This is a genomic window from Streptomyces himastatinicus ATCC 53653 (assembly GCF_000158915.1).
Lineage (GTDB): Bacteria > Actinomycetota > Actinomycetes > Streptomycetales > Streptomycetaceae > Streptomyces > Streptomyces himastatinicus.
Genome location: NZ_GG657754.1, coordinates 2,616,485 through 2,629,420 on the forward strand (window position 1 = coordinate 2,616,485; position 12,936 = coordinate 2,629,420).

At 74.1% G+C, this 12,936-nt stretch carries 14 protein-coding genes and 1 pseudogene; 6 read left to right on the top strand and 9 right to left on the bottom strand.

From position 1 onward, the window contains the following. Window positions 1–933, bottom strand: a 933-nt coding sequence (locus SSOG_RS10405) for a glycerate kinase (protein WP_039940937.1), incomplete at its 3' end; no start/stop codon positions are given. Window positions 934–1,089: 156 nt separating this feature from the next. On the opposite strand from SSOG_RS10405, the gene SSOG_RS10410 reads away from it, so the two are divergent. Continuing rightward, window positions 1,090–2,172: an ADP-ribosylglycohydrolase family protein gene (locus tag SSOG_RS10410; RefSeq protein ID WP_009714175.1), complete on the top strand. Its 1,083-nt coding sequence runs from the start codon at window positions 1,090–1,092 to the stop codon at window positions 2,170–2,172. On the opposite strand, the gene SSOG_RS10415 is transcribed toward SSOG_RS10410, so the two are convergent. Beyond that, entirely contained in the window at window positions 2,126–3,028 is a 903-nt protein-coding gene (locus SSOG_RS10415; RefSeq protein WP_039940939.1) for a helix-turn-helix transcriptional regulator, read from the bottom strand. The two genes, SSOG_RS10410 and SSOG_RS10415, sit on opposite strands and share 47 nt — an antisense overlap. 104 nt (window positions 3,029–3,132) lie before the next feature. Between SSOG_RS10415 and SSOG_RS10420 the strand changes: the two genes are divergently transcribed. Then, window positions 3,133–4,074 carry an SDR family NAD(P)-dependent oxidoreductase gene (locus tag SSOG_RS10420; protein WP_009714176.1) on the top strand — a complete coding sequence of 314 codons (942 nt, stop codon included), beginning with the start codon at window positions 3,133–3,135 and terminating at the stop codon, window positions 4,072–4,074. Here the strand turns inward: SSOG_RS10420 and SSOG_RS10425 are convergent. Continuing rightward, the gene (locus SSOG_RS10425) at window positions 4,069–4,806 is read right to left on the bottom strand and encodes a hypothetical protein (RefSeq protein WP_050799838.1); all 738 of its coding nucleotides are present in this window, start codon (window positions 4,804–4,806) and stop codon (window positions 4,069–4,071) included. The genes SSOG_RS10420 and SSOG_RS10425 overlap by 6 nt on opposite strands. Window positions 4,807–5,055: 249 nt before the next feature. Here SSOG_RS10425 and SSOG_RS10430 point away from each other — a divergent pair, with 249 nt between their 5' ends. Next, on the top strand, window positions 5,056–5,706 hold the full coding sequence (locus SSOG_RS10430; protein WP_245606267.1) for a hypothetical protein: 651 nt from the start codon (window positions 5,056–5,058) through the stop codon (window positions 5,704–5,706). Window positions 5,707–5,720: 14 nt separating this feature from the next. Here the strand turns inward: SSOG_RS10430 and SSOG_RS10435 are convergent, their stop codons facing one another. Then, window positions 5,721–6,428 (bottom strand): hypothetical protein, encoded by a 708-nt coding sequence (locus SSOG_RS10435; RefSeq protein ID WP_009714180.1) that lies wholly within the window; start codon window positions 6,426–6,428, stop codon window positions 5,721–5,723. 107 nt (window positions 6,429–6,535) lie between these two features. Here SSOG_RS10435 and SSOG_RS10440 point away from each other — a divergent pair, with 107 nt between their 5' ends. Next, complete coding sequence (locus SSOG_RS10440; protein WP_009714181.1) at window positions 6,536–7,282, top strand: SIR2 family NAD-dependent protein deacylase; 747 nt, start codon at window positions 6,536–6,538, stop codon at window positions 7,280–7,282. A 15-nt stretch (window positions 7,283–7,297) separates the two neighbouring features. On the opposite strand, the gene SSOG_RS10445 is transcribed toward SSOG_RS10440, so the two are convergent. The 5 genes and pseudogenes from SSOG_RS10445 to SSOG_RS58400 form a co-directional block, all read right to left on the bottom strand. Further along, on the bottom strand, window positions 7,298–8,443 hold the full coding sequence (locus SSOG_RS10445) for a TolB-like translocation protein (protein ID WP_009714182.1): 1,146 nt from the start codon (window positions 8,441–8,443) through the stop codon (window positions 7,298–7,300). Further along, window positions 8,440–8,994, bottom strand: coding sequence for a SigE family RNA polymerase sigma factor (locus SSOG_RS10450; protein ID WP_009714183.1), 555 nt, complete (start codon window positions 8,992–8,994; stop codon window positions 8,440–8,442). The genes SSOG_RS10445 and SSOG_RS10450 overlap by 4 nt, the downstream gene beginning before the upstream one ends. A 66-nt stretch (window positions 8,995–9,060) precedes the next feature. Then, the gene (locus SSOG_RS10455; protein ID WP_009714184.1) at window positions 9,061–9,564 is read right to left on the bottom strand and encodes a methylated-DNA--[protein]-cysteine S-methyltransferase; all 504 of its coding nucleotides are present in this window, start codon (window positions 9,562–9,564) and stop codon (window positions 9,061–9,063) included. A gap of 343 nt (window positions 9,565–9,907) precedes the next feature. After that, on the bottom strand, window positions 9,908–10,399 hold the full coding sequence (locus SSOG_RS58395; RefSeq protein WP_425385485.1) for a DNA-3-methyladenine glycosylase family protein: 492 nt from the start codon (window positions 10,397–10,399) through the stop codon (window positions 9,908–9,910). Between the two features lie 106 nt (window positions 10,400–10,505). Next, window positions 10,506–11,378: pseudogene (locus tag SSOG_RS58400) on the bottom strand (bifunctional transcriptional activator/DNA repair enzyme AdaA); the annotation flags it as partial. Window positions 11,379–11,529: 151 nt separating this feature from the next. Here SSOG_RS58400 and SSOG_RS10465 point away from each other — a divergent pair. Next, window positions 11,530–12,015 (top strand): CU044_2847 family protein, encoded by a 486-nt coding sequence (locus SSOG_RS10465; RefSeq protein ID WP_009714186.1) that lies wholly within the window; start codon window positions 11,530–11,532, stop codon window positions 12,013–12,015. 3 nt (window positions 12,016–12,018) lie between these two features. Further along, window positions 12,019–12,936, top strand: a 918-nt coding sequence (locus SSOG_RS10470) for a S1 family peptidase (RefSeq protein ID WP_009714187.1), incomplete at its 3' end; no start/stop codon positions are given.

The following is a 12,936-nucleotide window of genomic DNA, read 5'->3' on the forward strand; positions in this document are numbered from 1 at the left end:
CGCGACGCCCGCCGGGGCCTTGCCGTGCAGGGTCTGCTCGTCCAGCGAGCCCTCCCCCGTGATCACCAGGTCGGCCCCCTCCAGCGCGGCGGCGAAGCCCAGGACGTCCAGCATCACGTCGATCCCGGGGCGGAACGCCGCGCCGAGGCCCAGCAGGGCGCCGAAGCCGATGCCGCCCGCGGCGCCCGCGCCCGGCGCGGCCGCGTATTCGGCGGCGCGGGAGCCGACGGCCCGCTCCAGGACGCGGACGTACATGACGAGGGCGGCGTCCAGGGCCGCCACATCGGCCTCGCTCGCGCCCTTCTGCGGCCCGTACACCGCCGCCGCGCCCTTCGGCCCGGTCAGCGGGTTGTCGACGTCGCTGGCCAGCACCAGCTCCGTCGACGCGAGCCGCGGGTCCAGCCCGGACAGGTCCGCCGTGGCCAGTTCGCCCAGCGGGCCGCCGCCCGGCGCGACGGGCGTGCCGTCGCCGCGCAGGAAGCGCGCGCCGAGCGCGCTCAGCATCCCGGCGCCGCCGTCGGTCGTGGCGCTGCCGCCGACGCCGAAGACGATCGTGCGGGCGCCCGCGTCGAGCGCCGCCCGCAGCAGCTCACCGCTGCCGTACGTGGTGGCGGTGAGCGGCGCGAAGACCCCGTCCGGGAGGTGCCGCAGCCCGGACGCCTCGGCCATCTCCACCACGGCCGTCCCGTCGCGCAGCGCGTACGCCGCGGTGACCGGGGTGCCCAGCGGCCCGGTGACCCGCGCCTCGCGCCGTTCGAACCCGGCCGCGACCGCCGCGTCGACCGTGCCGTCGCCGCCGTCGGCGACCGGCAGCGCGTCGATACGGAGCAACTCGTCACCGCCGGACCAGCCGCGCCGCAGCCCCGCCGTCACCCGTTCGGCGACCTCGACGGCCGTGAGCGAGCCCTTGAACTTGTCGGCGGCGATCAGCACCCGCGTCGGCGGCGTGGCCTGCCCCTGCGCCCACGTCTTCACTTCTGCCGTCACCCTGGTACCCCTTGCTTTTCGCTCAGGCGGTCGAAGCCGCCCCGACCTTATCCGCTGGGGCGGCCACCCGGTACACCCACATCATCCGGGTACACCTGACACATGGGCCACAGCGGCAGCAAACGCGCGCCCCGGACCGCGGACCAGATCCTCGGCGGCTGGCTCGGCCGCGTCGCCGGGAACATGCTCGGCAAGCCCATCGAGCGCGGCGACGTCTGGACCCGTGACCGCATCGACCGCTATCTGCGCCGCGCCGACGCCCTCCCGCTCACCGACTACCTGCCCGCCCTGGAGCCGCCGCCCGACCCGGTGGAGTTCGAGCTGCGCCCCGAATGGCAGGAGTGCGTACGCGGCCGGATCCACGGCAGCGCCCGGGACGACGACATCGACTACACCGTCCTCGGCCTGCACCTCCTGGAGACCCACGGCTTCGGCTTCACCACCGAGCAGGTGGGCGAGATGTGGCTGCTGCGGCTGCCGTACCTCCAGACGTTCACCGCCGAGCGGGCCGCGTACCGCAATCTGGCGGCGGGGGTGCGACCCCCGCTCACCGCGACCGTCGACAACCCCTATCAGGAGTGGATCGGCGCCCTGATCCGCGCCGACATCCACGGCTGGGTCAGCCCCGGCGATCCGTCCCGCGCCGCCGCCATGGCCCGCCGCGACGCCGTGCTGTCGCACACCGGCAACGGGGTGTACGGGGCGATGTGGGCGGCCGCGCTGATCGCCGCCGCGTTCACGGCCGACGGCCCGCGTACGGCGGTCGAGGCCGCCCTCGACCGCATCCCGCCGCGCTGCCGCCTGGCCCGTATGGTCCGCCGCGCCGCGTCCCTGTACGACGCGGGCGTGACTTGGCAGGCCGCGCTGGACCAGCTGGAACGCGAGACCAGCGGCCTGCCCTGGATCCACACCGTGCCGAACGCCGCCGTCCTCACCGCCGGGCTCCTCTACGGCGCGGGCGACTTCACCGCCACGATCACCCTGACCGTGCGCGGCGGCCTGGACACCGACTCCAACGGCGCCACCGCGGGCTCCGTCGCGGGCGTCCTGTGCGGCGCGGCCGCCGTCCCGCCGCAGTGGACCGAGCCGCTGGAGGACCGGATCCGCAGCGCCGTCTTCGGCTTCGACGCCGCCCGCATCAGCGACCTCGCGGCCCGCACTCACCGTCTGGCGATACGGGACTAGGTGTGCTGGCCGGGGCGGTCGGTGACGCGGCGAGGGAGGCCAGGAGGCCGAGGCGTTCGGCGGTGGGGCTGCCCGGCTCGGCGTGGTAGATGATCAGCATCTGGCGGTCGGTGTCGGGGAGCGGCAGCTTCTCGTGCCGCAGTTCCAGCGCGCCGACCTGCGGGTTCATGATCGTGCTGCTGCCGCTGCGCTTGGGACGGACGTCGTGCCGGGCCCACAGCTGCCGGAAGCGTTCGCTGCGTACGGACAGCTCGCCGACGAGTTCGTTCAGCGCGGGGTCGTCCACATCGGGGCCGACGAGCGCGCGCAGGGCGGCGACCGATCCCTCGGTGCTGACCTCCCAGCGACCGTGGGGAGCGCCGGAGGCGGGGTCGAGGAAGAGGGCGCGGAGCATGTTGGTGCCGGGTGCGAACAGCGGGGAGAGCGCCTGGGCGAGCGGATTGGCGGCGAGGACGTCCAGCAGGCGCCCCTGTACGAAGGCGGGGGTGTGCGGCCAGGTCGCGATGAGCTGCCGGATACCCTGCGGAACGCGTTCGGGACGGCGGGAGGGCGCGCGGCGGCGGGGACGGTCCGGCACGGCCAGGCGATGCAGATGGGCGGTGGCGTCGTCGTCCAGCCGGAGCGCACGGGCCAGGGCGTCGACGACCTGGGCGGAGGGGTGCCGGTCTCGCCCCTGCTCCAGGCGCAGGTAGTAGTCGGCGCTGATCCCGGCCAGCAGCGCCAGCTCCTCCCGGCGCAACCCCGGCACGCGGCGCCGCCCGGCCGCGGGCAGCCCCACGTCCTCCGGGCGGATCAGCTCACGCCGGGCCCTCAGATACGCGCCGAGCGGGGTGTCCGCCCGATGGTCGCTCACCATGCGGTCCACCGTACGGCCGCCGGGCGGCGCTGAGCCTGGTCCTGTCACTCCCAGGATGGGCGGGGCTCTGGGTACCGGACTGGGCCGGGAGCACCGTGGCGGGCATGACACTCCTCACCACACCTTTCGGACCCCGGTCGACCGCCGCCGAGGTCGCCGCCGACGCCGACCTGTCCGGGAAGCGGGCCATCGTCACCGGGGCGTCCTCCGGACTCGGCACGGAGACCGCCCGGGTCCTGGCGGCCGCCGGAGCCGAGGTCACCCTCGCGGTCCGCGACCTGACCGCGGGCGCCGCGGTGGCCGCGGGTATCACCGAGGCCACGGGCAACAAGGAGATGCGCGTGGCCCGCCTCGAACTGGCCGACCCGTCGTCGGTAGCGGCCTTCGTCGCCGACTGGAACGAGCCGCTCCATGTGCTGGTCGACAACGCGGGCGTCATGGCCCTGCCGGAACTGCGGCTCACGCCCGACGGCTGGGAGACCCAGTTCGCCGTCAACCACCGGGGGCACTTCGCCCTCACCACGGGCCTGCGACGGGCGCTCGCGGCGGCAGACGGCGCCCGGGTCGTCTCGGTCAGCTCTTCCGGCCATCTGCTCTCGCCGGTCGTCTTCGACGACATCCACTTCGCGTTCCGGCCCTACGACCCCTGGCAGGCGTACGGCCAGTCCAAGACCGCCAACATCCTCTTCGCCGTCGGCGCCGCCGCCCGGTGGGCCGACGACGGCATCGCCGTCAACGCCATCGCCCCCGGCTCCGTCCCGACCAACCTGACCCGCCACACGGGCAGGCCCGAGGGCATCACCATGGAGGAGGGGCTGCGCAAGACGGTGGAACAGGGCGCGGCCACCACCGTCCTCCTCGCCGTGTCACCCCTGCTGGAGGGCGTCAGCGGACGCTACTTCGCGGACTGCGCCGAGGCCCTGCCGGTCACCCGGCGACCGTCGATGACCCCGGTCACCGCCGAGTTCATGAACGGCGTCGCCCCCTACGCCCTCGACCCCGCGGCCGCCGACCGGCTGTGGGAGGAGTCCGTCCGCGCCCTATGAACCGCACGAAGCGGGCCCAGCCGTCCCGGCTGACCGTGCGGTGTCCCAATCGGCCCCCATCCAGCCGTCGTGGCTGCGCAGGAGGGCGACGAGGGCGGCGACGACGCGGTCGTCCCACCAGTCCGCGCGTACCTCCAGTTCGAAGCTGCTCGAGGGGCCACGGCGGTAGTCGAGGACCACGCGCCAGCCCGCGCGCCACTTGGTGCGGCGCGGGGCCTGGGCGGCCTCGTCGGCCATGCCGCTCTGGACGGCGCCGGCGACGACGATGACGGCCTGGAGGGGCAGGGTCAGCCACCACACGAGCCACCAGAAGAGCCGGCCCTTCACACCGGAAGCTCGCCGCGCCCCGGTCTGCTGGACGGTCCAGCGGGTGCGGAGTCCGCGCTTCATGGCCGGGTGGCGGGTGATGACGGCCAGGGACTCACCTGCGGCGCCCAGCACCTCGTACGTGGCCGCACCGCCCTTCCGCGCCGAGGTGGTGGCCACCGTCGCGAACACGCGCTCGCGGCGGGAATCGGCCCAGAGGACGAAGGCGCGGGTGCCGTCCTTGCGGGCGGCAAGGTACTCGTCCAAGCCGCCGCCGGACGGGTCCTGCCACTCGGGGAAGGCCAGCGGCGTCTTGGTGCGGTGGCGCGCGGTGCGCTGGTCGGAAATCCGTATCGTGTGGGCCACGCACCCGTCCGGCCCACCCTCGTCCGGGGTCGACCCGCCCAGCCATAGGAACTTCCTCATCCGTGCTCTCCCCGTCCGCGGTGATGATCTTGCGCCCGGCCGGACTCTACCGTTCCGGATAAAGGCGCTCGTCATCGCCCGCGCGGCGTGCGGGGCTCGCCTGCCGGTGCGGGTGCGAGGTGCGCTCGGGCCTGCCACCGGGGGCTTCGCCTGCGCCCGCGTCCTCGTCCCTGGGATCCGCCATCCCACCATCCGGTACTCTGAACCGCTCACAATCTGGGGGGATTTGTGCGAACGACATCGACCACCGTGACGGCTGCGCTCGCCTGCCTGACGCTGGGCGCAACCGTGGCCGGATGTACACACGACGCCACCGCGAAGGAGCCCTCCGCCTCGAAGGAGCCCTCCGCCCAGCAGATGCTCGACACCGCGAACGACGCGATGAAGGCACTCTCATCGGTGACCATCGACGGGGACACCATCGTGACCGGCGGCGAAGACTTCTCCACCCATGTCACGACCGACCTCAAGCGAAGGTGTGCCTCCAAGACGACCTGGGCCACAGGCCCCAGCCTCGAACAGATCAGGATCGGCGCGACGTACTACGTCCGCAGGCAGGGCCAGGATCACTGGGACAAGGCCCCCACCAGCGAAGCGAAGCAAGAGGACGGGCTTGTCCAATGCACCTGGGAGTTCGCCTCCTTCGGCGTGGCGAAGAAGCGCAAACCGACCGAGGTCGACGGCAGCCCCGCGATCCGGTTGCTGGTGACCGACAAGGCGGACGAGGGAGGGACCTACACCTTTTACGTCGCCACTGAGGGCAAGCCGTACATACTCAAAGTCGTCTACGAAGGCGCGGACTATCACAGCATCACCAGGTTCAGCGCCTTCGACGAGCCACAGGATGTGCGGCCTCCGGCCGAGGCCGACATCGTGGACGCGAGTGACGTCGGCGGCTGAGCCGCCGACACCCGTCACTCCCCCGCCACATCCCACGCGTTGCCCAGCCAGCTGTCGTGGCTGCCGAGGAGGGCGACCAGGGCGGCGGTGACACGGTCGTCCCACCAGTCCTCCAGCACCTCCAGCTCGAACGCGCTGCCGGCGCCGCTCTGGAAGTCGAGGACGACCCGGCGGTCGATGCGCCACCTCGTACGGCGCGGGGTGCGGGCGATGTCGCCGCCGCCGATGATGCTGCCGATCGCGATGGCCAGCTGGATGGGCGAGATGAGCCACCACACGAACCACCAGAAGGGCCGCCCCTTCAGCCCCACCGCGGTCGGCGCGCCCGCCTGCTGGACGGTCCAGCGGGTGCGGACACGGCCGCCCTTCATGGCCGGATCGCGGGTGATGAGGGCGAGGGGTTCACCGGCGGCGCCCACCACCTCGTACGTGGCCGGGCCGCCCTTGGTCGCCGACTTGGTGACCACGTGGGCGAACACCTGCTGCCGGTACTGGTCGGCCCAGAGGGTGAAGGCGCGGGTGCCGTCCTTGCGGGCGGTGCGGTACGCCTTCAGGTCGCCGCCGGGCGGGTCGCGGCGCTCGGGGAAGGCGAGGGAATGGAAGGTGCGGTCGGGCTGGGGGGCTGTGTCGGAGATCCGTATCTGCCGGGTGACGCGCCCGTCCTGCGGTGGTTGTTCCCCCTTGCTCAGGGTCTGCTCGCTCAGCCATAGGAACCGGCCCATCTTGCACTCTCCCCGTCACGCCGTGTTCGACCTGGTGCCGGAGCGGACTCTATCGGTCCGGAACAACCCGTTCGCCGCCGCCCGCATGGCGTGCGTACGCTCGCCGCATGAGCAGCGAGACGACGCGTCGGCCCCTCGTCGCGATCCTCAGCGGGGCGGGCATCTCGACGGATTCCGGCATTCCCGACTACCGCGGCCCGCAGGGGCTGTGGCGGCGCGATCCCGAGGCCGAGAAGCTCGTGACGTACGACTACTACATGACCGACCCGGACATCCGGCGCCGCTCCTGGCAGATGCGCCGGGAGAGCAAGGCGCTGCACGCCCGGCCGAACGGCGCGCACGAGGCCGTGGCGCGGCTCGAGCGGTCGGGGGTCCCGGTGCGCGTGATCACGCAGAACGTGGACGGGCTGCACCAGCTGGCCGGGATGCCCGAGCGCAAGGTGCTCGAACTGCACGGCACCGCGCGCGTCGTGCAGTGCACCCACTGCGAGGAGCGCTCCGGGATGGACGAGGCGCTGGAGCGGGTCGCGGCGGGCGAGACGGACCCGGCGTGCCGGGAGTGCGGCGGGATCCTGAAGTCGGCGACGGTGATGTTCGGGCAGGGGCTCGACCCGGAGGTGCTGACCGCGGCGGTGGCGGTGGCGCGGGCGTGCCAGGTCTTCATCGCGGTCGGCACCAGCCTCCAGGTGCAGCCCGCGGCGTCGCTCGCCGGGATGGCCGCCGAGAGCGGCGCCCGGCTGATCATCGTCAACGCCGAGCCGACGCCGTACGACGAACTCGCGGACGAGGTCGTCCGCGAGCCCATCGGTACGGCGCTGCCCGCGCTGCTGGAACGGATCGCCGAGGGGAACTGACCCCCGCGGCGGGCGTCAGCGGCGGGTGATCAGCGGCTCCCACGCGCCGTGGCCCTCGGACGCCCGGAAGCCGGTGAGCGGGACGGTGGTGCCGCCCTCCGGGTCGGTCAGCACCAGCCGCTCGTAGCGGTCGTCGGTGCAGTCGTCGCCGCAGTCCCCCCAGCGCAGCAGCCGGTCGTCGCTGGTCCAGGCGAGCGGGGCCCCGGTGAACCCGTCGCCGACCCTGCGGTGGGTGCGTGCGTCCTTCACCTCGCCCGTCCGCCCGTCGCCGGTGGCGTAGTAGCGGCCGTCCGGCGAGCGGCCCGCGTCCGTCGCGCCGAGGCCCTCGTAGGGCGGGGTCCCGGCCGGACGGCCCTGGATGTCGTAATAGGCCAGGTAGGGGCCACGCGTCGGGGCCGGGTCGGCCAGCCGCGTGCCGTCCCGGCTCCATCCGAGGTCGCTGCGCCCTCCGATGGAGGCGGGCAGTGGGCGGTAGCGCTTGTCGCCGGTTTCGATGTCGATCACGTAGTAGCCGGTCCTGCCGGGCGCGGTCTCGCGGTTGGCCGGGGTCGCTTCGACGTCCGGATCGCCGCTGTACGTGGTCACCGCCAGCCGCGTGCCGTCGGGCGACCACGACACACCACCCGCCTCGTGGTCCAGCGGAACCCACTGGGCGACCTTGCCGGTCCTCAGGTCGAGGATCCCGACGCGGGACGTGGGCAGCGTCTTCTCCAGGACGGCCGCGGCCTTCATACCGGGGGCCACGTCCAGAGCGCCCCAGGGCGTCTTCTCGTACCGCTGCTTCCCGGTGTCGTACAGGTACCAGTCGTAGGCCTTCTCCGGCGTCTCGCCCGTCCGGTACGCCGACACCGCGAGATCACCGGCGGCGACGAGGTGGCGCGGCGGTGACTCGTCCGGGTGCGCGAGCACGCGGTCGGGGTCCGGCGCGGGGGCCGGGCCCGAGAGGTGGACGTTCTGGGGGCCCTCCAGCATCGGCACCACCACCGCCGCACCGCCCGCCAGCAGGGCGAGCACCGCGGCGCCCGTCGCCGTGGCGATACGGCGGCGGCTGCGGTTGCGGCGGCGGCGCAGCGCACGGCTCGCCAGATCGCGCCCCGCCGGGGCGGACGTCTCCTCGGACCATTCCCGAAGGGTGTCCCTCAGCAGCTGATCGGCGTTCACTGGCGCACCTCCACGGATGAGTTGCCGACGCCCAGGCCGCACGCCGCGGCGGGGTCCAGCTCGGGCACGAGGGTGCGCAACCGGGCCAGGGCGCGGTGTGTCGTACTGCGGACCGTCCCCACCGAACAGCCGAGCAGCTCGGCCACCTCGCGCTCCGGGCAGTCCTCGAAATAGCGCAGCACCAGCATGGCCCGCTGACGGATGGTCAGCCGGGCCAGCGCCCGCCGCACCAGGATCCGCAGCTCCGCCGCGCCGGTGCCGTCCTCGCGGGCCGGGGTGTCCGGAAGCTCGGCCACGTCGGCCACGGTGGTCTCGCGGTGCGAGCGCAGCAGCCGCCACAGGCTGACCTGCTGACGGTAGAGCACCTGCCGTACGTACGCCTCGGGGCTCTCCAGCCGCTTCCAGCGCCCGGCCGTCTTCGCCAGGGCGGTCTGGAGCAGATCCTCGGCGGCGTGGGTGTCGCCGCCGGTGAGCAGGGTGGCGGAGCGCATCAGCGCGGGCGAGCGGGCCGCGACGAACGCGCGGAAGCTCCGCTCTTCCTCGTCATCCATGGTTCCCCGTGATCGGTTGTCTGTCGGTGGTCGGTCACCTCCTTGGACGTGTGCGGGGCCGCGCCGCTATGCCAGGTCGCGGGAAAAAGTGCGTGACTCGAAGTCCAGAAGCCGCCGCTTGCGGTCCAGCCCGCCGCCGTAGCCGGTGAGGCTGCCGGTGGAGCCGACGACGCGATGGCAGGGGACGATGATGCCGACCGGGTTCTTGCCGTTGGCCAGGCCCACGGCGCGGGAGGCGGTGGGCTGCCCGATGCGGTCGGCGAGTTGGCCGTACGTCCAGGTCTCGCCGTACGGGATGCGGCACAGCGCGTCCCAGACGCGGCGCTGGAACGGTGTGCCGTCGAGGTGGAGCGGCAGGTCGAACGCGGTCAGCTCGCCCGCGAAGTAGGCGCCGAGCTGGCGGATGGCGGCGGCGAACGGGGCGTCGTCGGGGTCGCCGGGGGCGCCGAAGGTCTCCTCGGGCGGGCGGTGGCGCTGCTCGGTCATGTAGAGGCCGGACAGTTCGGCGCCGGTGGCCACCAGGGTGAGCGGGCCGTACGGGCTGTCGATGGTGGTGTGGGTGCGGGTCACGGGTGGATTCTCCTGGTTCGGGCGGGGCTGGCGCAGACGGATCGGGAGGGGGCGGCCGGATCGGGAGGGGCGGCCGGGTCGGGCGGGTCGGGCGGGTCGGGCGGGTCAGCCCGGTAGGCGCGTCGGGCGGGTCGCCGCCAGGCCGCCAGGCGTGCGGGCGGGCAGACGACTCGGCCCTGTCCGGCGGATCGTCGCGGGTCCGCGACGCCTGGCACGGCACCTCTTTGCGTTGTCTCCGGCACTGGAAGCCGCGGGCCGATCCGCGAAGATCCGCCGTACAGGACCTGGGCGTCCGGGCGCGGCAGCGCGTCGCGCGGACCAGCCCGGCAGCCCGGCATGCCGGTCACGCGGGCAGGCGGTTGATGGCGTGGGCGCCGTCGGTGGCCCAGAGGTACTGGACGGCGTACGCGCGCCAGGGCCGCCAGCGCGCGGCGTGCCGGGTGAGGGCGCCGGGCGTGGCGGGCAGCCCCAGCTCGGCGGCGGCCTTGCGGACGCCGAGGTCGGTGGCGAGGAACGCGTCCGGGTCGCCGAGGCCGCGCATCGCGATGACCTCGACGGTCCAGGGCCCGAGCCCGGACAGGGTGCCGAGGCCCGCCCTGGCCGCGTCCCAGTCGCTGCCGACGCCGAGCGCGACCCGCCCCTCGGCGAGCGCGTCGACCAGCCCGGTGAGCGTGGCGCGGCGGGTGCGCGGCATGGCCAGCGCCTCGGGGTCCAGTCCGGCGAGGGCCCCGGCGGTCGGAAAGAGGTGGGTGAGCCCGCCGCCCGGGTCGGTGACCTGGTCGCCGTGCGCGGTCACCAGCCGGGCGGCGAGGGTGCGGGCCGCGGCCGTGGACACCTGCTGACCGAGTACCGCCCGTACCGCGAACTCTCCGCGTCCGCCGACGCGGCACCCGTCGCCCGGCGCCTTGTCGACCAGCGGTTGCAGCTGGTGGTCGGTGCGCAGCAGGTCGTCGACGGCGGCCCGGGTCGGCGTCCAGATCGAGCAGCCGACGGCAGCGGCTGATCGCCCCGGACAGATCCCGCAGATCGGCCAGGGACAGCTGGCAGGCGATGTGGTCGGGGCGCGGGGCGAGGGCGACGACCCCGGGCCCGTACGGCAGCCGCAGGGTGCGCCGGTACGCCCCGTCGCGCCACTCCTCCACCCCGGGTACGGCGGTGGCGGCGAGGTGGCCGAAGAGGTTGTCCGGGCACAGCGGCGCCCGGAACGGCAGCCGCAGCGTCAGCGCCCCCGGCACGGCGGGCCGCGGCCCGCGCTCGGCGCGCTGCCGCAGCTCGGTCGGGGAGAGCGCGAACACCTCCCGTACGGTCTCGTTGAACGCCCGGATGCTGGCGAACCCGGCCGCGAACGCGATGTCCGCCATCGGCAGCCCGCTGGTCTCGATCAGCAGCCGCGCCGTCTGCGCCCGCTGCGCCCGGGCCAGCGCGAGCGGCCCGGCGCCCAGCTCGGCCAGCAGCTGCCGCTCGATCTGCCGGGTGCTGTAGCCGAGCCGGGCGGCCAGCCCCGGCACCCCCTCCCGGTCGACCACCCCGTCGGCGATCAGCCGCATGGCGCGGGCGACGAGGTCGGCCCGCTCGTTCCACTGCGGCGATCCGGGGCTGGCGTCGGGGCGGCACCGCTTGCAGGCCCGGAATCCGGCCTGCTGAGCGGCCGCGGCACTCGGGTAGAACCGCATGTTCTCGGGCTTGGGACCGACGACCGGACAGCTCGGACGGCAGTAGATGCGGGTGGTGACGACGGCGATGAAGAACCATCCGTCGAAGCGGGCGTCCTTGGCCCGTGCGGCCCTGAGGCACCGGTCGGTATCGGTGTACATGGCTCCAGCATCGGCCACCGCGCGCCCCCGGGCTCGCGGGAATCCGACATCGACGTCCGAGCGCGGCCATCGCTGGGCAACCGGCCCCTCTTCCGGGGATTTTGCGACGAAACAGCAGACCGGGGGCCTGGGTGATCGGCATGATGAAGAGGTGACGGAACACCGAGAGATACCCCTGGCAGACGGCACGTCCGTACGGCTGGAACTCGCCCCCGTGGGAGACGCCTCGCTCGCCGATGCCTACGGCGGCGTAGGCGGTGTGGGGGGCGTGACCCCGGTCGGGCGCGGGACGCGGGCCGCGGCCGCGGTCGCCGACGCGGGTCTCGGCGTCGTCCTCCAGGGGCTGGGCTCGGTGCTCCAGGACGTGCACGACGCGGTCCGCTCGGCACCCCATCCGCCGCAGGAGTTCACCGTGGAGTTCGGGGTGCAGGTCGGCCAGGACCTCAAGCTCGGCATCGTAGGGGCGAATGGGAGCGCCAGCCTCACCATTTCGGCCACCTGGCGGCCGGACCAGACGCCACCGGATCAGCGCCCCCCGGACCAGCCCCCGCCGGACGGGTCCACGCCCCCGCCGGGTGAGCCCACACCCCCGCAACAGCCGCCGCAGCAGCCGCCCTTGCCCGAGCCCACGGGCTGAGCCATGGGCTGGTTCCACCCCCGCGGGTCCGCGCCACGGCCCGCCGTGTCCATCCTGGCCAAGGACGACGGAAGACCGGCGGGCGCGGGGGTCCTGCTGCCCCGCCAGCACCTGCTGACCTGCGCCCATGTGGTCAACAGCGCCCTCGGCAAGGACATGCTGGCCCCGGATCACCCGGGGGCGGTCGCCGTCTCGGTACGGATCCACGGACCGGAGCACACCGTCGAGGCCGATGCCGAGCTGACGGCCTGGATCCCGCCCCGGAGGGACGACGGCGGCCTCGGCGCCTTCGAGTGGAACGGCGACCTGGCCGTACTGCGGCTGGCCGGGGCGCTGCCGCCCGCGTTCGAGCCGCCGCGCTGGCACCCCATGGCCCGGCGGCAGTTCGTCCGCGCCTGGCACGGCAGTGGCGAGCCCGGGGTCTTCGCCGACGCCGAAGTGAGCGAATGCGACGGGCGGTTCGGCTACTTCGACGGGGCCGAACGCACCCTGGACATCGAACCCGCCTACAGCGGCGGCCCACTGTGGTCGAACGAGGAGAGCGCCGTCGTCGGGCTCGTGACCGCGAAGCTGCGCGTCCGGGGCGAGCTGCGGCGCGCCTGGGGCATTCCCTGGCAGCGGGTGGCGTGGGAGCTGCGGAGCGCCGGAGTGGACCACCTCCTCCCCCGGCCCGACGAGGACGTACGCGACCACCCGGTCTACGCGGAACTGACCACCCTGCTGGACGGGCCGCTGTCGCTGTCCGACGGCTGGGTGCGCTGCTGCCGCGCGGTCGCCCGCCAGTGCGGCCTGGACCACCGCGCGGACGGCACGCCCTCGGCCGACGAGTTCGCCCGGCTGCTGCTCACCCGGGGGCGCGCCCTCCCGGCCCTGGTCGAGGCGGTGCGCCCGACGGCGGGGCCGCTCGCCGACGAACTCCTC

Coding starts and splice junctions, on each gene's coding strand:
- SSOG_RS10410 (WP_009714175.1), top strand. CDS start 1,090: ATGGGCCACAGCGGCAGCAAACGCGCGCCCCGGACCGCGGACCAGATC.
- SSOG_RS10415 (WP_039940939.1), bottom strand. CDS start 3,028: ATGGTGAGCGACCATCGGGCGGACACCCCGCTCGGCGCGTATCTGAGG.
- SSOG_RS10420 (WP_009714176.1), top strand. CDS start 3,133: ATGACACTCCTCACCACACCTTTCGGACCCCGGTCGACCGCCGCCGAG.
- SSOG_RS10425 (WP_050799838.1), bottom strand. CDS start 4,806: ATGAGGAAGTTCCTATGGCTGGGCGGGTCGACCCCGGACGAGGGTGGG.
- SSOG_RS10435 (WP_009714180.1), bottom strand. CDS start 6,428: ATGGGCCGGTTCCTATGGCTGAGCGAGCAGACCCTGAGCAAGGGGGAA.
- SSOG_RS10440 (WP_009714181.1), top strand. CDS start 6,536: ATGAGCAGCGAGACGACGCGTCGGCCCCTCGTCGCGATCCTCAGCGGG.
- SSOG_RS10450 (WP_009714183.1), bottom strand. CDS start 8,994: ATGGATGACGAGGAAGAGCGGAGCTTCCGCGCGTTCGTCGCGGCCCGC.